At 62.5% G+C, this 20,062-nt stretch carries 14 protein-coding genes; 10 read left to right on the forward strand and 4 right to left on the reverse strand.

Annotation, left to right across the window (positions count from 1 at the left end; all coding sequences use genetic code 11):
• Positions 1–424: 424 nt before the first annotated feature.
• A complete protein-coding gene (locus tag IPF49_05560) occupies positions 425–775 on the reverse strand; it encodes a glutaredoxin family protein (protein ID MBK6287105.1) in 351 nt (116 codons plus the stop codon).
• Between the two features lie 503 nt (positions 776–1,278).
• On the opposite strand from IPF49_05560, the gene IPF49_05565 reads away from it, so the two are divergent.
• The 6 genes from IPF49_05565 to IPF49_05590 all read left to right on the forward strand — a co-directional run bounded on the left by IPF49_05565 (position 1,279) and on the right by IPF49_05590 (position 9,596).
• Positions 1,279–3,891 (forward strand): response regulator, encoded by a 2,613-nt coding sequence (locus IPF49_05565; GenBank protein ID MBK6287106.1) that lies wholly within the window; start codon positions 1,279–1,281, stop codon positions 3,889–3,891.
• A 335-nt stretch (positions 3,892–4,226) separates the two neighbouring features.
• Positions 4,227–6,077 (forward strand): indolepyruvate ferredoxin oxidoreductase subunit alpha, encoded by a 1,851-nt coding sequence (gene iorA, locus IPF49_05570; GenBank protein MBK6287107.1) that lies wholly within the window; start codon positions 4,227–4,229, stop codon positions 6,075–6,077.
• On the forward strand, positions 6,074–7,003 hold the full coding sequence (locus IPF49_05575) for a 2-oxoacid:acceptor oxidoreductase family protein (protein ID MBK6287108.1): 930 nt from the start codon (positions 6,074–6,076) through the stop codon (positions 7,001–7,003). The genes iorA and IPF49_05575 overlap by 4 nt, the downstream gene beginning before the upstream one ends.
• Before the next feature lie 17 nt (positions 7,004–7,020).
• Complete coding sequence (locus tag IPF49_05580; GenBank protein ID MBK6287109.1) at positions 7,021–8,175, forward strand: 2-oxoacid:acceptor oxidoreductase subunit alpha; 1,155 nt, start codon at positions 7,021–7,023, stop codon at positions 8,173–8,175.
• Positions 8,168–9,010, forward strand: coding sequence for a 2-oxoacid:ferredoxin oxidoreductase subunit beta (locus IPF49_05585; GenBank protein MBK6287110.1), 843 nt, complete (start codon positions 8,168–8,170; stop codon positions 9,008–9,010). The genes IPF49_05580 and IPF49_05585 overlap by 8 nt, the downstream gene beginning before the upstream one ends.
• Positions 9,003–9,596, forward strand: coding sequence for a 2-oxoacid:acceptor oxidoreductase family protein (locus IPF49_05590; protein MBK6287111.1), 594 nt, complete (start codon positions 9,003–9,005; stop codon positions 9,594–9,596). The genes IPF49_05585 and IPF49_05590 overlap by 8 nt, the downstream gene beginning before the upstream one ends.
• A 2-nt stretch (positions 9,597–9,598) precedes the next feature.
• Here IPF49_05590 and IPF49_05595 read toward each other — a convergent pair whose 3' ends face one another.
• Together IPF49_05595 and IPF49_05600 are read right to left on the reverse strand one after the other, a co-directional pair.
• Entirely contained in the window at positions 9,599–10,633 is a 1,035-nt protein-coding gene (locus IPF49_05595) for a U32 family peptidase (GenBank protein MBK6287112.1), read from the reverse strand.
• Positions 10,611–11,594 carry a hypothetical protein gene (locus IPF49_05600; protein MBK6287113.1) on the reverse strand — a complete coding sequence of 328 codons (984 nt, stop codon included), beginning with the start codon at positions 11,592–11,594 and terminating at the stop codon, positions 10,611–10,613. Before IPF49_05600 ends, IPF49_05595 begins: the two co-directional genes overlap by 23 nt.
• A gap of 286 nt (positions 11,595–11,880) precedes the next feature.
• Here IPF49_05600 and IPF49_05605 point away from each other — a divergent pair, with 286 nt between their 5' ends.
• Both IPF49_05605 and IPF49_05610 read left to right on the forward strand, forming a co-directional pair.
• Positions 11,881–14,046 carry a PQQ-dependent dehydrogenase, methanol/ethanol family gene (locus IPF49_05605; protein ID MBK6287114.1) on the forward strand — a complete coding sequence of 722 codons (2,166 nt, stop codon included), beginning with the start codon at positions 11,881–11,883 and terminating at the stop codon, positions 14,044–14,046.
• 723 nt (positions 14,047–14,769) lie between these two features.
• Positions 14,770–14,907: a hypothetical protein gene (locus tag IPF49_05610; GenBank protein ID MBK6287115.1), complete on the forward strand. Its 138-nt coding sequence runs from the start codon at positions 14,770–14,772 to the stop codon at positions 14,905–14,907.
• 7 nt (positions 14,908–14,914) lie between these two features.
• Here the strand turns inward: IPF49_05610 and IPF49_05615 are convergent, their stop codons facing one another.
• The gene (locus tag IPF49_05615; GenBank protein ID MBK6287116.1) at positions 14,915–16,579 is read right to left on the reverse strand and encodes an AMP-binding protein; all 1,665 of its coding nucleotides are present in this window, start codon (positions 16,577–16,579) and stop codon (positions 14,915–14,917) included.
• A 241-nt stretch (positions 16,580–16,820) separates the two neighbouring features.
• Between IPF49_05615 and IPF49_05620 the strand changes: the two genes are divergently transcribed.
• Together IPF49_05620 and IPF49_05625 are read left to right on the forward strand one after the other, a co-directional pair.
• A complete protein-coding gene (locus IPF49_05620; GenBank protein ID MBK6287117.1) occupies positions 16,821–19,028 on the forward strand; it encodes a hypothetical protein in 2,208 nt (735 codons plus the stop codon).
• Positions 19,029–19,192: 164 nt separating this feature from the next.
• Complete coding sequence (locus IPF49_05625; GenBank protein ID MBK6287118.1) at positions 19,193–19,999, forward strand: PhoH family protein; 807 nt, start codon at positions 19,193–19,195, stop codon at positions 19,997–19,999.
• Positions 20,000–20,062 lie beyond the last annotated feature (63 nt).

A 20,062-nucleotide genomic window follows, 5' to 3' on the forward strand; every position in this document is an offset into this window, starting at 1 on the left:
TTTGAATGAATATCTCCCAGTCTCAAAGACCCCACGCGTTTTCGTCGAATCTGGTTCGCAAGTTTTTTGCATGGATCTGCTTGGCAGTTTCTGTCCCATGGTTACTTTGGGTAATGGCTGCGGGCATCATCGCAGTTCCGCCGCCGTCTTTTCTTTCTATTAACGGTCTGCACAGGTGAGGTGCGCGCTTTCACAGGAACCAATGAATCCTACAAAGTGGTTGCACTCATGCAGGCAACTTTCGTCAATGTCAGCAGATGACGCCTGACCATTCATAAATGGACTCCCCCCCGAAAAGCCACTCGCTCAACCGGCCTCATGCGCATGCTGGACACACCCGACTCACCGATGCGGGCAGCCTCAACTGCTTTGTGATCGAGCCGAAAGACTGCCTGGAACGAATCCCCTGAACCAGGCGCTCTTGTCAGGGATCGAGCTCCGCTGCGAGCGCCGCCTCGATTGCGAACGGATCAAAACCGTGGATCCTGCGACTCCCGATCACCACGAGCGGCGTGCCCTGGCCGCCCATGGCGTAGAACGCCTCGCGCGTCGCGAGTGCTTCATTGATATTGTGCTCGCGATAACTGATGCCGCGAGCCTGGAGATAGGTGCGTAGTGCACGGCAGTAACCGCATCCCGCCGAGCTGTAGAATTCGACCCGCGGCACCTCCTCAGCGCCCGGTGAATAAGTATCGGAAGGGGCCTGTTCCGCGACGGAAAATCCCGGCAGAAGCAGCGTGAACAGCATCGCGACCACGGCCCTGTGCAACGTCATTTGGCTCATCCCGAACAGCTGAAAACATCTTGTCATGCGCCGTACTCGTTTGCCTTATGACACGCTGGTGTCGAGCCAGTCCGCGGCCATGCGTCGGGTAGAGTAACATCCCGGTTGGCACTTGCGCTCGGGCTTCCGACACCCATCTCCAACCGAGCATGCCAATGCTGGCGCTTCCGGGGAAAGCGCACTCACGCCGGTGACCTGCCTGGTTTCCTCGGCCCATCCGCCAGAGCAAAAGAACTTCGGACGCGTCACACCGGCGCTTGTTTCCGGCGGCAACGCCCCGGCTTCTGCTGTTCCGATCCGATGAGGTATGCTGCGCGCTCCAGTTACTGACGGGGCCGCGGCGGATCCCGCAGCAATAACACCATCCGCCCGCGGTCATTGTCGCAATGGCGCGCGAACCGCAATCGCGTTCGCGCCCTTGGGGGAAGCCCGGTGTTTGCGAACCTGCCCGAAATGCGGTCACTCATCTGCGCGTTCTGTTCCCGGGGCCGTGCATGAAGCTCGGTATCCGGTCCAGCGCGCTGCTGATGATCCTGGTGCCGACACTGTTGCCGGCGCTCGTGCTGAGTTCCTGGCTGACCCGCGAACGGGTCAACGACGCACGCGCGGAGCTCGAATCCCGCGGCGAGCGCGAGTCGATGTACCTGGCGAACGCCAGCGAACTGGCGCTGCTGGTTGGTGACAGCGAGACGCTGAAGCGCCTGGCGGAGAGCAACCTCAGGTCTACAGGTGCCGCGAAGGCGGTGCTGTTTCTGGATCCGGAGGGCGCGGTGCTTGCCGCCGCGGGATCGGCATGGGAAGTCGGGCTTGCGCGGCAATGCTGGATGCATGCGGCGGATTGCTCGGGTGGAGAGCAGCGCTACCTGTTCGATCGCGCGGTGCAGGCAAACGAGTTCGCCGAGGATGCCGCGGCTTTTGCCGGCGCGCAGCGGACCGGGGTTGCGAATCCGCAGCTGATCGGTCTTGTGGTCCAGTCCTTCGACCCTCATGCTCTGGCAACGATCCAGCGCGCGATGCTGCTCAAGAGCCTGCTGATCACCATCGCCGCGCTGCTGACCGCGGCGGTGCTGGCGCAGCTGTTCGCGCAACGCCTGACCGAACCGATACGCCGCCTTTCAGCGGTGGTGGCGCGCATCCGCGCCGGCGAACTCGGAGCGCGTACCACGCCGGGCGGCGCCGGGGAATTGCGCGAGCTCGAAGAGGGTGTCAATGCAATGGCGGACCGGGTCGAGGAGGCCAGTGCGGAGCTGAGCCGGCGTGTCGACGAAGCTACCGTCGAACTGTCACACTCCCTGATCGAAGGCAAGCTGCGCAACCAGGAACTCGATCGGGCCCTGGTGCGCGCCGAGGCGGCGGCCCGTGCCAAGGACCTTTTTCTGGCCAGGATGAGCCATGAGTTGCGAACGCCGCTCAATACCGTCACCGGGTTCGCCCAGCTGATGCATCAATCGGAAAGTCCGGAGCAGCGCGCGGATTTCTACCGCGCGATCGCACAGTCCTCGGGCATCCTGATCAGGACCGTCGATGACATCCTGGATTTTGTAAAGCTCGAAAGTGGTGCGATGCACCTCGAGCGCCGTGAGTTCGACCTCGAGAGCTGTGTCGAGGACGCGGTGATGATGCAGGCGCTGGTGGCCAAGCAGAAAGGGCTGGACCTCGTATGCCATTTCGGGCGCGGGCTGCCGTCGCGCGTGATCGGCGATTCGCTGCGCCTGTCGCAGGTTCTCGGCAATCTGATCAGCAACGCGATCAAGTTCACCCATAGCGGCCATGTCGAAGTGGATGTGAGCGCCTTGTCTGCACGAGCCGGCGAGCGACGCCTGCTGTTCGAAGTGCGTGACACCGGTATCGGCATCGATGCGGAAAGCGTACACAATCTCTTTCAGCCATTCGCACAGGCCGACGAAAGCATGACGCGGCGTTTCGGAGGCAGCGGCCTCGGGCTGTCGATCACCTCGCGGATCGTCGAGGCCTTCGGTGGCAACATTGCCTTGCACAGCGAGGCCGGGGTGGGAACGCACGCCAGGGTGGAGATTCCGCTGCCACTCGTGGAGCCGCAGCCCGATCAGCTGTCCGCCCCGGTCGATGCCCGCATCTGGCTGCTGTGCGCCAGCGACAGTCCTCACCTCCGCGTGTTGCTCGACTATCTCGAGCGCGGCTTCGCGCATGTCGAGATCCATGATCCGGCTCGCGAAGCGCCGTCGATCTGGCCACCGCGGCACGCCGACCTGCTGGTCGTGGTGCAGGGGTGTGGCGAGAACTGGCGCGCAGGCACCGTGCCGGTATTGCGGCTGGAGTCAATCGAGGCGCTCACTGCTCCCACGCAGCAGTACCTTGCCGACCAGCTGCCGCTTCCGGCCCGGCGGCGCGAGTTGATCGCGGCCTGTCTGCACCGTCTGCCGGGCGCCAGCGATATTGCGGAGCCGCTGGTGACGGCGAGCAATGGTGCGCGTCGCCGGTTCAATCTCTCCTGCCTGGTGGTCGAGGACAACGAGTTGAACCGGCGCATGATCGCCACGCGCCTGCGTGACTTCGGACTGCGGGTGGATGAGGCAGCGAGCGGAAGCGCGGCGCTGGAGTGTTTGTCCGTGAGCCTGCCCGATCTGTTGCTGCTCGATGTGCATATGCCGGAGATGGATGGCATCACGCTCGCACTGAAGGTGCGCGAACAATTTCCCGGGTTGCCGGTCTACGCCCTGACCGCCAACGTGATCGGCAACGAGGAGCAGGCGTTGCGCGCGGCTGGCGTGCGCGAGGTGCTCTACAAACCGGTCGATGAAGAGCGCTTGCTGGCGGTGCTCGCGCAGCACGAGGCGCAGTTGCGGGGGGAGTTTGAAATCCTCGAACACAGGGGTATCAGACGCGAGGAAATCGTGGCCGAGTTTGACAGGCTGTGCGCACGGCTGGGGGGCGCGCTCGCACGCGACGACACTGCTGCGGCGCTGGACGCAGCGCATCAGTTGCTCGGTGCGGCGCGTATGTTCAGCAGCGGCAGCCTGCAGGCGCTTTGTCTGCGGATCGAGACGCGGTTGCGTGAAGGTGAACCGGTAGCGGAACAATTCGCGGCTTTGGGCGCGGCGCTCGAAGTTGGCGCGTGCCGGGGCTGATGCTCGGTTGGCGCTCTTCGTGCCGCGTCAGCGCACGAACACCATGCACAGGATCATCCGGCAAGGTCGATAAATCTGATACAAATCATGATATTCATTGCTGATTTTTGTATCATCAGCGCGACTTCGGGATCGGGAGGCGCGGGAATTCCCCCCCGCCTGACGGTGGAAGTCGCGTCCATTTCGTTGGGAAATCACATGACAGGGGGTGGCAGGTGAGCGAGGAAGAGTCGGCGACGTCCTGGCTGCGCGGGGGTCGGTGTGTCGAGCACGTGGTGCGCTGCCTTGCAGCTTGCTGCGTTCGCGACGAATGACAACAAGTCGAAATCCATTGCATGTCACAGCTAGCTGAAACGGGCACCTGGTCGAAACCGGTTGCCAACGACTTGGCTCCGGAAAACCGGCAGTCATCGCGCCCGATGATGGGGAACGAAGCCATTGCCCGCGGAGCCTGGGAAGCGGGAGTGAAAATCGCCGCTGCCTATCCGGGAACGCCAAGCACGGAAATCCTCGAGAACCTGGCCAGATACCCGGCCTCGGACCTGCATGCGCAATGGTCCACCAATGAAAAAGTCGCCTTGGATGTTGCCATCGGGGGTTCCTTTGCCGGGGTGCGCTCCATGACCGCGATGAAACACGTGGGTCTGAACGTCGCTTCCGATTCGTTGATGTCGCAGACCTATATCGGCGTGAACGGCGCATTGGTGCTGGTGGTATGTGACGACCCGGGCATCCACAGCTCGCAAAACGAGCAGGACACGCGCTGTTTCGGACAGTTGGCAATGGTGCCCGTGCTGGAACCGTCCGACGCGCAGGAGGCGCTCGATTTCACCAGGCTGGCCTTCGATCTCAGCGAGCGCTTCGATAGCCCGGTGATCGTCAGGAGCACCACGCGCCTGTCCCATACCCGTAGTCTCGTCCGTACCGGCGAGCGACGCGAGCATGCCGGCAAGGGATTTCTCGAACTGCCAGGCAAGAACGTGATGATTCCCGGTCATGCGCGGATACGCCATCGGGCACTCCTGGAGCGCGAACGGCAATTACAGGATTATTTTGAAACTTCCGAATTGATTCGATGGGAGCCGGGCAGCGCGGAAATCGGTGTGGTCACGCTGAGCACCGCCTACACCTATGTGAAGGAAGTCCTGCCGGAGGCCAGCGTATTGAAGCTGGGTGTCTCTTACCCCTTGCCCGAAGCCAGGATTCGCGAGTTTTGCGCCTCGGTAAAACGCGTCATCGTCGTCGAGGAACTCGAGCCGGTGATCGAGAACCAGCTGAAGGTGATGGGGCTGGCGGTGGAAGGGAAGACCTTGTTCCCGCGCGCAGGCGAGTTTTCGATCGAAGTGGTGCTGGACGGTTGCGAGGCGGGCGGATTGTTGCCGCCGAGGCCAAAACCGGAATTGATCGAGATGGCAGCGATGACGCGTCCGCCCCTGTTGTGCGCGGGATGTCCACACACCACGGCCTTCATGGCGCTACGGGCGCTCGACTCACGCGTTTCAGGCGATATCGGCTGCTACACCCTGGCGGCGGTGGAGCCCTTGAAGGCGATCGATACCTCGGTGGCGATGGGTTCGAGTATCGCTAACGCGACGGGTATCGCGCTTTCGGGTACCGAAACACGTCCGGTCGTGGCCACGATCGGCGACTCGACCTTTTTGCACGCCGGCATTCCGCCGTTGATCAATGCCGTTTACAACAACGCCAATATCACCGTTGTGCTGCTGGACAATCATATTACCGCGATGACCGGGGGACAGGATCACCCTGGAACCGGCAGGAACCTGCGTGGCGAGCCGACACATAAAGTCGATTACGAGGCGCTGATCAAGGCTATCGGGGTCAAGTGGCTAAGGAAGATCGACGCCTACAACATGGGCAGCGTCTATCAATCCTTGCGCGAATCGACCCAATACAAGGGCGTGTCGGTGATCATCCTGGATCGACCCTGCGTGCTGGACCCCGTGAAGCTGAAGGGACCTGCGTTCCAGGTAAAGGCCGAAAACTGTACCGGTTGCCAGGCCTGCATGAACCTGGGCTGCCCCGCGATATCGTGGAGCGATGAAATGTACGAGGGCCACCACAAGGTCAAGATCGATGAAGCCGCCTGCATCGGCTGCAGTCTTTGCGCCCAGGTGGGTTCCACCAACTGTATTCAACCGGCGGATGCCGGGCAGTTGCAATGAGCGACCTGGGCCAGACCCAATTGCTGGGCTCGCAACCGACGGCGGATCCGCGGCTGGTGAAAGTGCCGGTCAACGTGCTGGTGGTGGGAGTCGGTGGCCAGGGCGTGATCATGATTTCGAAGGTGCTGGCCACGTTGTGCCAGCAGCAGGGATTCCAGGTCAAGCAGAGTGAAGTCCATGGCATGGCCAAGCGGGGCGGCTCGGTATTCAGCCATGTCCGTTTTGGCGAGCAGGTGTACTCGCCGACCATTCCCCAGGGACAAGCGGATGTGCTGGTTGCACTCGAGTGGGCCGAGGGTCTGCGCTGGTTGCCGTATCTGAAACCCGGGACCGGTATTTTCATCGCGGACACGCAACAGATCGTGCCGCCTTTCGCCTGTCGGGACCGCAAACACGGTGCACGCAGTGGCTACGCAAAGGAATCGGTAGCCGATATTTCGGAACTGATCAGCAATTGCTTCGCCGCGGATGCCGGAAAAATGGCCACCGAACTGGGCAATGCCAAGGCGGCAAATACCCTGCTGCTGGGCATGTTGTCGACGGCGCTGGATTTTCCGGCGGATGCCTGGCGGGAGGTGATTGCGCGGTTCGTGCCGCCACGCACGGTCGATACCAACATGGAGGCCTTTTCTCGTGGCAGGGACTGGGTCGAACGTTATGACCCGGCGGCGCTCGATGGTGGCAAAGGAAGCGCCAGGGGCGTGCCGGAAGGGGATGCCCCTCACGAAGTGCAATTCGAGTTGCCGGTGATAACCGAAGCCTGGTGCAAGAGCTGCAATATCTGCGTCAAGTTCTGCCCGGAACGTTGCCTGAGTCTGGATGAAAACCAGATTGCCGTGTTGAGCCGGCCCGATCTGTGCACCCTCTGCCGGATTTGCGAACGCCTCTGTCCCGATTTTGCAATTGCGCTGAATTACAAGAATTGATATCCGTGGCAATCCCCATGTCCAACGCATCCGAACCTGGCCCGGTCAACCTGGAAGGCAACCATGCCTGCGCGCTGGCAGCCATTGCGGCGGGTTGCCGCTTTTATGCGGGTTATCCGATTACGCCGTCCTCGGAAATCGCCGAACGCCTGTCGCTGGAACTGCCCCGGGTCGATGGCATCTTTATCCAGATGGAGGACGAGATCGCCTCGATGGGCGCGATACTCGGCGCATCCATGGGGGGCATGAAGGTGATGACGGCGACCAGTGGTCCGGGGTTTTCGCTGAAGCAGGAAAACCTCGGCTATGCCGCGGCGGCGGAGATCCCCTGCGTGATCGTCAATGTCATGCGCGGTGGGCCGAGCACCGGGCTGCCTACCCGTCCGGCACAAGGCGATATCATGCAGGCCCGCTGGGGCACGCATGGCGATCATCCCATTGTCGTAATCACGCCGGCTTCCGTGCCGGAAATCTATGAACAGACCATCCGTGCCTTCAACCTGGCGGAAGCCCTGCGGGTGCCGGTCATCCTGCTCTATGACGAAGCAATCGGTCATCTGCGGGAAACCGTCGAGATCAGGGACAGCGCCAGTATCGAGTTGCGCGAGCGCAAATGGGCAAGCGGGCCCGCTGCCGGTTTCCAGCCCTATGCCGCCGGAGAGGATGGAGTTCCGCAAATGGTTAGGCCGGGCGACGGATTCAGAACCCATACCAACGGCCTGACCCATGCTCCCGATGGTTTCCCTACCCAGGATCCGGTACTGGTGCAGCAGTACATGCGGCGCTTGCTGGGCAAGCTCGAGCAGCACCGGGAACTGGTCGAGAGTTTTGAAGCCGTCGCTGCCGGGGACGCGGAAATTCTCCTGGTGTGCTATGGCATCACCTCGCGCGCCGCGCGTCGTGCGCTCAAACTGGCACGCAACGAGGGAATCAAGGTCGGGATGTTCAGGCCGATCACTGTCTGGCCGTTCCCGGCGCAAGCCCTGAAAGCGGTGCTGGGCTCCGTGAAAAACCTGCTGGTGCCGGAAATGAATGCCGGTCAGCTCATCCAGGAGATCGAACGCCATTGTCCCGCCGGTTGCCGGGTGGAAGGGTTGAACCGGATCGACGGCGAAACCATTACCCCCGATCAGATCCTGCATCGCATACGAGAGCTGGCATCCCATGAGTGAGGTCGACGGAAAATTCAACATTCGCGATTACCTGAGGCTACAGCTGTTTCCGCATTTCCTGTGCCCGGGCTGCGGACACGGCATCGCCCTGAGAGCCTTGCTCTGGGCGATCGACGAACTCGAAATCCCGAAAGACAAGCTGGCCTTTGTCTGCGGCATCGGTTGTTCGGGCCGGCTGGGCGCCTATATCGATGCCAATACCTTCCACGTCACGCATGGCCGCCCCCTGGTCTTTGCCACCGGGCTGAGGCTGGCGCGTCCTGACCTGAAAGTGATCGTGATCACCGGGGATGGAGATTGTCTGGCGATCGGGGGCAACCACATGATCCATGCCTGTCGGCGCAATCTCGATATCACCTGCATGATGCTGAACAACGAAGTCTATGGAATGACCGGAGGCCAGGTTTCACCGACCACCAGCAATGACCGTTTCACCACCACGACTCCCAACGGCAACTACGAGCCCGTCTTCGATGCCTGCGCCCTGGCCCAGGCCGCCGGAGCAGGTTTTGTCGGGCGCGAGATCACCTTGCAGACACCGGCGCTGAAAAACCTGCTCAAGGAGGGGCTTGCGCATTCCGGCTTCTCGTTCATCGAGGTCATGTCGGATTGCACGGAAGTGTTCGGACGCAAGAATGAATTGGGCGATTCCGCGGAAATGGTCCTGACGCAAAAATCCTCGGTGCGACCGGATGTACACGACAACCTGGTGGAGCAACCCTTCCGCCCGAATTTCCTCAGGACCGGGGTCATGGCACGCAACGAGCGTCCTGAATACGCGGCGGCCTATCGCCAGCACATGTTATCGATGAGGGAACGCAAACAGCATGGCTGAAATGGAAATTCGCCTCAGCGGCAGCGGCGGGCAGGGTATCCTGCTGGCCGGGCGCATCCTCGGCGAGGCGCTGACGATGAATGGCTTGAAAGTCGCGCAGTCACAAAGTTATGAACCGACGTCACGCGGCGGTTTGAGCCGCTCCGACCTGGTGGTCAGTGATCACGCGGTCGACTACCCATTGGTGAGCGTGCTGGATTATCTCGTGGTACTGGACAAGATCGCCGCCGGCGCTTCCGATGCGCTGCTCAAATCTGCGACGCTGGTGATTGTCGACCGCGCTCTCGAGGCGTCCTGGCGCGCCACCCGGGGGCAACTGCTGTTCTTGCCGATCGCCGAGAGCGCAAGGCGTCTCGGCAATATCCGATCGACCAATATGGTTGCCTTGGGTGCCCTGCTGGCGCTGGGGGATATCTGCGACCAAGCGGGCGTGTTTGCCGCCATCGCACGGGTGGCGCCATCCAAGCTGGTGGAGTCCGCCATGGAGGCGGTCAAGGAAGGCTATGCGATTGCACGCAGCGCTCCGCCGCCGATGGCTGTTGCGCGGAACGGAGAGATCGAGCGGCTACCCCTGGTCCCGGTATGATGTCATTGCCGCGCGATGCTCGATTCGGGATCGGCATATTCCATGACCTCGGGGTAGTAACACATATAGCCCGATTCACATAAATCCGTTCTGGCCCTGACCCTTGTCGCGTAATCGAAAATCTCTTTCCCGGTATTGCCGCCTGCAACCCGGTCACGCACCGATCTGACCAGCTCGATGCTTTTTATTTTTCGCTCCAGAGGCGCTTCCCGGCCGGCGATCTTGATTGCGCTCAAGCCGACGCGCATGAAGTCGTGAATTGCGCATATGCCGCAGGGGCCAAAGGTGTAGCCCTGCTTCGATGTGCTGAAGCCACAGCTGAATTTGTACCAGGTCCATTCGACGTAGTCCTGCTCGTTTGCGAGCAGCAGGGCTTGCTCTTGCGGCTCGATCGCATTGCCGTCGCAGCGGTAATGGCTGTAGCGGTAATTGTCCATGCAGATCGGGCCGCCGTACTGCTGGGGCAAATGGATGGTATGACAGACACCTTCCTCATAAATGCAGCCGTCGTTGAGCACGAAGGCTTCGAACTCGAGCGCTGGCAGCGCGCGGGTCATGGCTTCGATCTCGGCCAGTTTCATGTAGCGCGGAAATATGATGCGGTTGGCGCCGATACTCTCGAACAGTTTGGCGGCCTGCGCATTGCGGCAAGCGGCAATCGAGCTGAGGTGCAAGCGGGCGTCGAGGCGCAGCTCCGAAATTTCGAGCAACAGCGCGGTGTCGGCAATGATGATGGCATCGCCACCCGCGTCTGAAAATCGCTCGGCAAGGCGCATCAACGATTCCGCCTGCGCTTGGGTGTAATGTTGCGCGTTGAGTACCAGCATCGCCTGTTTCCCGGCGCGATGGGTGATCGCGATGATCTGCTGCATATCCCGGTAGTCGCTGATGTTGCCGAACATGCGGCGGCTGATACTGGAAAGCCCGAACTGGCTCGCCCATTCCGTCGGCACCATGCCAAAGTAGATCTCGTCGGCGCCGGCCTCGAGAACCGCTCCGAGTTCCCTGATATGGCTAATTGGCGCGACGATTTTCATTCCAGTCTCCCGCCAGGATCAGTCTGCTGATCCAGCCCTTGTCGATTGCGATGCCCAGAACACGCTCCTGCTCTTCAGCGTAACGGTAGAAAACCGTATTGCCCCGCATGAAAGTCTCGAGTTCGTGCTGGCTGCGCTTTGCCGTGCGTTCCATCGTGCTGAAGTAGCTCAGACACTCCTTCTGACAGCTGTGCCCCGGCGTGAACTTTTTCTGCTTTGGAAGATGCAGGGAACCGGGGCGACAGATTCTGCCCTTGAGCGTGTAGCCGAAAGGAATGTGCACCGACAAATCCAGCCCGTTTGGCCTGAAATCCGTAGTTTCGGCAAAAGGGCGCACCTCGGTTTCCATGCGGGAAATCCTGAAGCGATGCAACATCCTGCTGAAAAAGGACGATTGCAATCCCGGTGGTATGGCCTGTGCCCAATCGGCCGATGGCAAGCGGGGATCCTTGATCATCTTGCACATCTGGCGACCGGCAACGGGATGCAGGCTCGCGAAATCCTGCATCAGCAATCGCAACGTCCCGAAATCATTGCAGACCACTTCGCTCGCCGCCGGCAGCAGAGGCAACAGCCGGCCCAGTTGCGCGATGCCCTTGTCGGCGAGCATTGGCGTGCACAGGCAGATCGACAAACCCCGCGATCGGCACCATTCGACCACGGCTTTCAGTTGCCCGGAGGTGGGCAGCAATCGCTCGCAGAACTCGTTGCCGAAATGAATGCCGTCGATGGGGTGCCCGGCCAGGGTCTCTGCGAACGGAATCCATTGCCAGCCGAGCGCCGTCAAGCAGGCCGAGGCCGTGAGTTCGCCGATCGGTGCCAGGTCTTTCACCCGCGCCACATCGCTGATTGCCAGGGCTAGCCCCGGAATCCGGGCATCCGTTGAAACTGCGGTACCGAGCATATGAATCACCCCCGAAACGCCGTACGCCTGGCTGCCGCTCGCTGAATCGCGGTTCATGCACGCCTCTGCGTGCGCCGATTTTCGCCGAGATGGATGTCTGGAATCATTTGATCAGCACGCATGGGGCTGACACGGATCAAGGTTTTTGCGCTTGCACCGATCACAAGGAGCCGGATGAGCGGTGGGCCGCTGTTGCCTGGGTAAACACCTGCCGGTCACGCGAACCCGTGGCAGCGTTTGTTGCCGGGCACGGCCAGGGCGGCGCACGACGGTTCCGTCTTGAGCTGTGCCGGGTTCTGGGCTAGCGTGACGGCTCGGCAGTTATCCAATGAGGTAGAAGACCGTGAAGAATCGGACCACGCTGCTTGGCGCGATACTCGTGTACACCCTTTGCGCCTGTGGCGCCGATTCCGGCACAGAGACTGCGGCCGCCACGGCCGAATCGTCAGCTGCTGCGAGCTCGGCCGCGGCGCCGCAACAGGTCGCCGATGTCGATGGCGCGCGGATAGTTGCGTCCGACAGCGAGCCCTTCAACTGGATGAGCCATGGCCGAAGCTATGACGAGCAGCGCTTCAGTCCGCTCGCGCAGATCGACGAAAGCAATGTCGCGCAGCTCGGCATCGACTGGTCCTTCGATTTTCCGACCCGGCGCGGCATGGAAGCAACACCGATCGTGGTGGATGGACGCATGTACGTCACCAGCACCTGGAGCAAGGTATACGCCTTCGACGCCGCGAGTGGCAGCATGTTGTGGCATTACGATCCCGAAGTGCCGGGAGCGTGGGCGGTACACCTGTGCTGCGATGCGGTGAATCGCGGCGTTGCAGTGTGGCAGGGCAAGGTGTTCGTCGGAACGCTCGACGGTCGTCTGGAAGCGCTCGATGCCGAAAACGGAAAGCGGCTGTGGTCGGTGCAGACCACGCCGACTGACAAACCCTATTCGATAACCGGCGCACCGCGCGTGGTCAAGGGCATGGTGATCATCGGCAATGGCGGTGCGGAGCTCGGGGTGCGAGGTTTTGTCAGCGCCTACGACGCCGCCACCGGCGCCCTGAAATGGCGTTTCTACACGGTCCCCGGTGATCCCGCACAACCATTCGAATCCGCGGCAATGGCAAAGGCCGCGGAAACCTGGAAAGGCGGCGAGTGGTGGAAATTCGGCGGCGGCGGCACGGTGTGGGATTCGATGGCCTATGATCCCGAGTTGAACCTGCTGTATATCGGTGTCGGCAACGGCTCGCCGTGGAACCAGCAGATACGCAGCCCCGGCGGTGGCGACAACCTGTACCTGTCATCGATCGTGGCGCTGAACCCGGATACCGGCGAGTACGTGTGGCATTACCAGACCACTCCCGGAGAGACCTGGGACTACACCGCCACGCAGCACCTGATCCTCGCCGATATCGAAATCGCCGGCGTGCCACGCAAGGTCATCATGCAGGCACCGAAGAACGGATTCTTCTATGTGCTCGACCGCAGCACCGGGGAATTCATTTCCGCCGAAGCCTATGCGCAGCAGAGCTGGACCACCGGCATCGACAAGACCACCGGGCGCCCGATACCGGTGGAGGAGGCGCGCTATCGCGGCAAGGAAGCGATCGTGTTCCCCTCGCCGCATGGTGCGCACAACTGGCACCCGATGAGTTACAGCCCGAAGACCGGGCTGGTTTACCTGCCGGTGCAGGAGATTCCGTTCGTGTACAAGCACGATGACAAATTCAAATTCACGCCCGGGCTGTGGAATATCGGCGTGATCGCGGAAGCGGCGGGAATGCCCGAAAACGCCGCGGCGGCCGCCGCCATACTGAAGATGGTTGAGGGTCGCCTGGTGGCCTGGGATCCGGTGGCGCAGAAGGAAGTCTGGCGGGTCGAGCAAGGTGTGCCGTTCAACGGTGGCGTGCTCAGCACCGCGGGCAACCTGGTGTTCCAGGGCAGTGCGCGTGGCGAATTTGCGGCTTATCGTGCGACCGACGGCGTGCAACTCTGGAGCAAGCCGGTGCAGACCGGCGTGGTGGCTCCGCCGATCAGTTATGCGGTGAATGGCAAACAGTATGTGGCGGTGGTGGTTGGCTGGGGTGGCGCATTGCCGCTTGCCGGCGGTGAAGTCGCGGCGCTGGCGGGTGTGGTCAATCGCAGCCGCCTGATCGTGTTCAGTCTGGACGGGAAGCAGCAGCTGGCGGAGCCGGTCGCCGAGGTGCGTGAACTCGCGCCGCCACCGCTGGAAGCCAGCGCCGAACAGGTGGCCGTCGGAAAAACGCTGTTTGCGGCCCGCTGCATGCCGTGTCATGGCGATGGCGCGGTCGGTGGTGGCGTGGTGCCCGACCTTCGTTACATGAGCGCGCAGACGCACGCCGAATTCGATGCAATCGTGCTCGGTGGGCTGCGCCACGAGAAAGGCATGGTCGGTTTCGCGAATGTGTCGGGCGGCGAGGTACTCGGCAAGGATGAGGTGGATGCGATACACGCCTACGTGACCAAGCGCGCCCACGACGCAATGGCCAGGCAATAGGCGCTGTCGGCAACAACTCTGACGGCGTTGGGGGGGAACATGGGCAGGAACTTGAAGCCTGGTGGATCGCCCGCTTCGGTTAGGGGTTCGATCGGCTCACAGAATCCGAAGCCCGATACCTATTACGATCCCCAGATGCTGACACCATCAGAGCTCGAATCATTGAAACAGGCAACGCAAGCGGCCTTCGATGAGGCAAACGCGCTGCTGACTGAAGGCGGGTACGGCAAGCGGCTCAAGTAATCTGCAGCCTATACTGCGATCTGTCCGCTCGCGACACGGTGAAATTCTGGGGGCCGTAGCCTGGTCCTTCGGGGCTTGCGCGCATTGTGGGGTTTCTCCCAGGCCCCACCGGGCGGGCACTGATGCTTGACTGGTCCTTAGTGACGCCCATGTCGGAAAGGGCTTTTGGTGGGTTTGATGGTAAAGCCCCGCGACCGTCTAACTGTGTTCGACCACCGTAATCAGACCCCTTCGCCTACTCCATCTCCGCCAGCAGCGCGCGACACCTCGGTCGCAGTGTTCGACCGGTGGTACTGCTCGCCACGTTCACCGTCTTACGGTTTCGCCGCGGCTGAATCCGGCGCGCGACAGCTTGGCAGCCATCTCAGCGAGGCGTTGTTCCTCTGTGGCGCTCAGGTGTCCGTCGGCGTATCCCCAGCCCCGGAAGCGCAGCCGCCGCCGCTACGACAGGGTATCCATGGTGGACGTTGCTCCGGCGTTGTGTCTGACAGGAGTGCAATTGTTTCCGCGACCCACGACACGCGGGACGGCATTGCCTCGCGTCACGCCGAGATCGGCGCGATCGTCGAGGCGCAAGCCGGTATCAACACATCGCACCGGGTCATGGCCGCCAGCTGAAACTCGCTCAGGCTCGGGCGCGCAATGCCTTCTTGTCGATCTTGCCGACCGCCGTCAGCGGAATCGCATCGAGCAGCACGATTTGCTTCGGCACCTTGAAGGTTGCCATGTTGGCACGGCAGAAATCGAAGATCTCCCGGCGTACCACTTCCGGGTCGCGCAGTTTTGCGGCGGCGGTGAGCTCGACATGGAGATTCACGATATCGTTGCCGGGCCGCCTGGTGTCCGGAGTGCCGATTAGCGCTGATTGGGCGATGCAATCCAGTGATTTGAGCTTGTCCTCGACTTCCACCGAAAACACCTTGTAGCCGCCCACGATCAGCATGTCCTTGGCCCGGTCGCAAACCGTGATGTAGCCCTCCTCGTCCATGAAGCCCACATCGCCGGTGAACATCCACGTCTTGCCGTCGAGTTCGCGCAGCGCACGCGCGGATTCCTGTGGCAGGTTCAGGTATCCGAGCATCACCTGCGGCCCGCTGGTGATGATCTCGCCGGCCTCGCCGAAAGCGAGCTCGCGGGTGCCGGTTTCGAGATCCACGATGCGGGTGTCGGCGCCGGCGACCGGAATGCCGACAGTGGCCGGTTTGCTGCGCATCGGTGGGTTGCAGACATGCACCGGGCCGGATTCGGTCATGCCGAATACATCCGACAGCCTGTTGGGGCCGATGATCGCCTCGATGCGCTTGCGGTCCTCGCCGGGTAGCGGGGCGGCTCCGCTCAGCGCGATCCGCAATCCTGAAAAATCGATCTCGCTGAAAGCCGGTGCAGCGACCAGCATCTGGTAGAGAGTGGGCACTGCCGCCATCCGTGTCGGCGCGAAGTGTTTCATCTGTGCGCACATGAATGCAACATCGCGCGGATCGGGTATCAGCAGCGTCAGGCAGCCGTAGCGGATGGCGGCGATATGGATTGACAGTCCCGCCATGTGGAACATCGGAAACGCCGACACCACCACTTCGTGTCTTCCGTCCCACGGCGCATAGGCCTCGCACTGCGCGGGGTTGTGCATCAGGTTGCGCACCGAGAGCATCGCGCCTTTCGGGCGCCCGGTGGTGCCGCCGGTGTACTGGATCATGAAGATGTCGTTCCACGCCACCGGTGTCTGCGCGCATTCGGGGAGTGCGTCGGCGAGCAGATCGGGATAACGCCACGTGCGGACGCCGGCGATGGCGGGCGCATCGCCACAGGGTTTGCCCAGGTGATCGGCGGCCCCGGTGACGATAATCGTGTGCAGGCAGGGCGGCAGCGGATCGATTCGTGCGAGCACGGCGCTCGCCAGCGAATCCAGCGTCAACAGCACCTTGATATTGGCATCCTGAACCTGGTACGCGATTTCGCCGGGTGCCATCAATGGCGACACGCCGGAGCCGATCGCCCCGAGACGCGACAGCGCGACCACCGCCACCAGGTATTGGGGAATATTCGGCAGATGGATGCCGACTGCATCGCCCTTGCCGATGCCCGCGCCTTTCAACGCGTTGGCAAAACGGCTCGCCAGTTCGTCGAGCGCGCGATAGGTGATCGCCAGATCGTGGAACTGCAGCGCCGTGGTCTCGGGCTGGCGGGCAGCGTGCAGGGAAATATGTTCCGCCAGTGGGCGGTCATCGAAGGGCGGTGGTGGTTCGAGTCCGAGCGATTCATGCAGTGCAAGCCAGGGGGCGGGACGAAACATGGTCTGAAGTACCTGCAGGTCGATCGAATCATGTGCCCTCAAGGCTAACGGTGTGGCCGGATAGCCGCAAGCAGGGCCGTTGGCAGTGGGTGATTCTGTTGCCTGTGGCAGCGCGGAGCGATGAATCACGTTGCGCATTGCCGGCGCCCGATCCGGGGGTATTGCATCACGCCACGATCACGTAACCTGTGCATCGGGCAGGCCGGGATGCACCAGCCGATGCAGGTGGATGAAGCGTGAAATGACAGCGAAACGGTTGCGCCATGGCGCGTGGATACTGCTCTGCCTGATCGCGACGGCAGCGGCAGCCGTCGAACCGGCAGGCTATGCCGGCTCGGCCGTCTGCGGCGAATGCCACGCCACGCAGTTCGAGGCCTGGTCCGGTTCGCATCATGCGCTCGCGATGGCTGAGGCGGACCGCAAGAATGTGCTCGGCGATTTCAACGATGCGCGTATCGATTACGCCGGGGTACAGACCCGATTCTTCGAACGCGGCGGGCGCTTCCACGTGCTGACCGACGGGCCCGACGGCAAGCTCACCGAGTATCCGCTGGTGTATACCTTTGGCGTCACGCCGTTGCAGCAGTATCTGATCGCATTTCCCGGTGGCCGTTACCAGGCGCTCGGTATTGCCTGGGATTCGCGCGCCAAAGCGGACGGGGGGCAACGCTGGTTTCATCTCTATCCGGAGGAACGGATCACCGCTACCGATCCGCTGCACTGGACCGGCCCCTACCAGCGCTGGAACAGCCGCTGCGCGGAGTGTCATTCCACGGGCCTCGACAAGGGCTATGACCGGCAGGCGCAGAGCTGGAACACGCGCTGGGCGGAAATCAGCGTGGGGTGCGAGTCCTGTCATGGCCCCGGCAAGGCGCATGTCGACAGCGCGCGCGCGGGTGGCCGCAGCGCTCTTCCGGTCGACCCGGGGCGCGCGGGCCGCTGGACCTTTGCCGCCGGCGCAAGGATTGCGTCACGTGTCGATGCATCCGCGCAGGGTCCGCAGCTCGCGGTGTGCGCACCGTGCCATTCGCGACGCCAGAACATTGCCGCCTACCGTCCGGGCACGGCCTATCTCGATGCGCACGTGCCGGCGCTGCTGGATACCTCGCTCTATTTCGCCGATGGCCAGATCCGCGACGAGGTGTTCGAGTACGGATCCTTCCTGCAGAGTCGCATGGCGCAACGCGGCGTGAGCTGCACCGATTGCCACGAGGCGCACAGCGTCAGGCTGCGTGCCGAGGGCAACGCGGTATGCCATCGATGCCACGAGCCGGACGTATTCGACAGCGTGGCGCATCATCACCACGAACCGGGCAGCACGGGTGCGCAGTGCGCCAATTGTCATATGCCCTCGCGTACCTACATGGTGGTGGATCCGCGGCGCGACCACGGATTCCGGGTGCCCGATCCGTGGTTGAGCGAAGCGGCGGACAGCCCCGATGTCTGCACCGGCTGCCATCGGGAGCGGGATCACGCATGGGCACAAAAGACCTTCGCGGCCTGGGGCTTGCAGGCGCATCCCGATACCCCGCAACGCCTGCTGGCGCGCTCGCGCAATCCGACCGTCGAGGGCGTGCGTGCCGGGCGCCAGCTGGCCGGCGATCCGGGCGCGCCGCCGATGCAGCGGGCCACGGCATTGGCCGAACTGCGGGTCATGGCGGAATCCGATCTGCAACTTCTGGCCGCTGCGCTGCGCGAACCCGAGCCGCTGTTGCGTCTCGGTGCCGCGCAGGCGCTCGCCGGTTTGCCGCCCGAGTATGCGCATGCGATGGCGTGGCCGCTGCTCGATGACGCCACCAGGGCCGTGCGCCTCGAAGCCACGCGCGTGCTGGCGCCGTTGCCGGATGCCCAGCTCTCGGCGGCGCAGCGCGCGCGCCGCGAACAGGCGTTGAAGGAATACATAGAGGCCCAACACGCGGCGGCGGACCTTGCCGGTGGACCGATGAACGTGGCCGCGCTGGAACTCGCGCGCGGGCGCCTCGACGAGGCCGAGAAATCCTATCGCGAGGCGTTGGTGCTGGAGCCCGCGCTGGTGCCGGCGTGGCTCAATCTGGCGGATCTCTACCGGGCGCGCGGAAACGAGGCGCAGGCCGGCGAGGCGATCGCCCGTGCGCTGGCAGTCGCGCCGGAAGCAGCCTCGGTACACCATGCGCTTGGCCTGCACCTGGTACGTGCCGGGCAGCAGGCGAGGGCGCTGGAGGAACTGGCGCGGGCGCAATCACTGGCGCCCGATGATGCCCGCTATGGTTATGTGCTGGCGGTCGCGCTGCACTCCGCGGGGCGTGGCAGCGAGGCGATCGATGTCGCACGCGAAGCGAGCCGGCGCAATCCCGTCGATGCGTCGCTGCTGCAGTTGCTGGCCTCGCTGTACCGCGACCAGGGAAAATTGCCGGAGGCTGGCGCCGCAATGCGCCAGCTCGGCGAACTGAACGCCGCGCTCGCGAAGTAGCGATGGCGCGTCGGCAGTGTTTTTTTGTTTGCGGCTTGCAATTTCCCGCGCTCGCGTCAATGATTGATGTGGACGTGTCACACAGGAGCAACAACACCCAGCCAGGCTATCCAGACATCAGTGCAATACCAGATCTTCTCCCATATCGATGAGGTTCCCAACCTATGCCGAAGAGATCCCAAGCACGACGCAAGGCCTACCAGCGACAAAACCACGAAGACAGGAGTTTCAGAGACAAGAAAACCCGAACCGGGCGACGACAGGACACGAACAGTGCAGTGGTTGTCGATCTGAACGCCCGAACCCACAACCTCTACACCGCCTACGCCGCCCCCCGAGTCCCGGTTCCGCTCGAAGCCCGCACACCCTCCCAGAAACGCTATATCTCCGCCATCCGCGAACACAACCTGACTTTCGGTATCGGCCCCGCCGGCACCGGCAAGAGCTATTGTGCCGGCGCGCTCGCGGCGCAAGCGCTCGAGGGAGGTCATGTGGACCGCATCATCCTGACGCGTCCCGCGGTGGAGGCCGGCGAGCAACTCGGTTTCCTGCCGGGTGACATCAACGAGAAGTTTTCACCCTACATCGATGCATTTCGCGACATTCTCAACGAGCGGCTTGGCGCCGGTACCGTCGATTATTGCCTGCGGCACGGGCGCATCGTGGCCTCACCGCTGGCCTATATGCGTGGCAAGACTTTCGATTCACGGACTTTCGTGGTGCTCGACGAGGCGCAGAACACCACGCCTGCGCAGATGAAGATGTTCCTCACGCGTATCGGCGAGGACAGCAAGGTGGTGGTCAACGGAGACATTCGCCAGAGCGATATCCGCGGCGCCAACGGGCTTGCCGACGCGGTCATGCGCCTCGGTGGCCTGTCCGGCGTGTATGTGCACCGTTTCGAGCGTGCGGACATCGTGCGCAGCGGACTGGTGCGTGAAATCATCGATCGCTACGAGCCCGAAGACTAGACTCCGCCTTCGTGCTCCGAGGATGGAACGCAGCGTGCCCGGGCGCACGCTGCGTCTCCCGGA

This window comes from Gammaproteobacteria bacterium (assembly GCA_016705365.1).
GTDB lineage: Bacteria > Pseudomonadota > Gammaproteobacteria > Pseudomonadales > UBA5518 > UBA5518.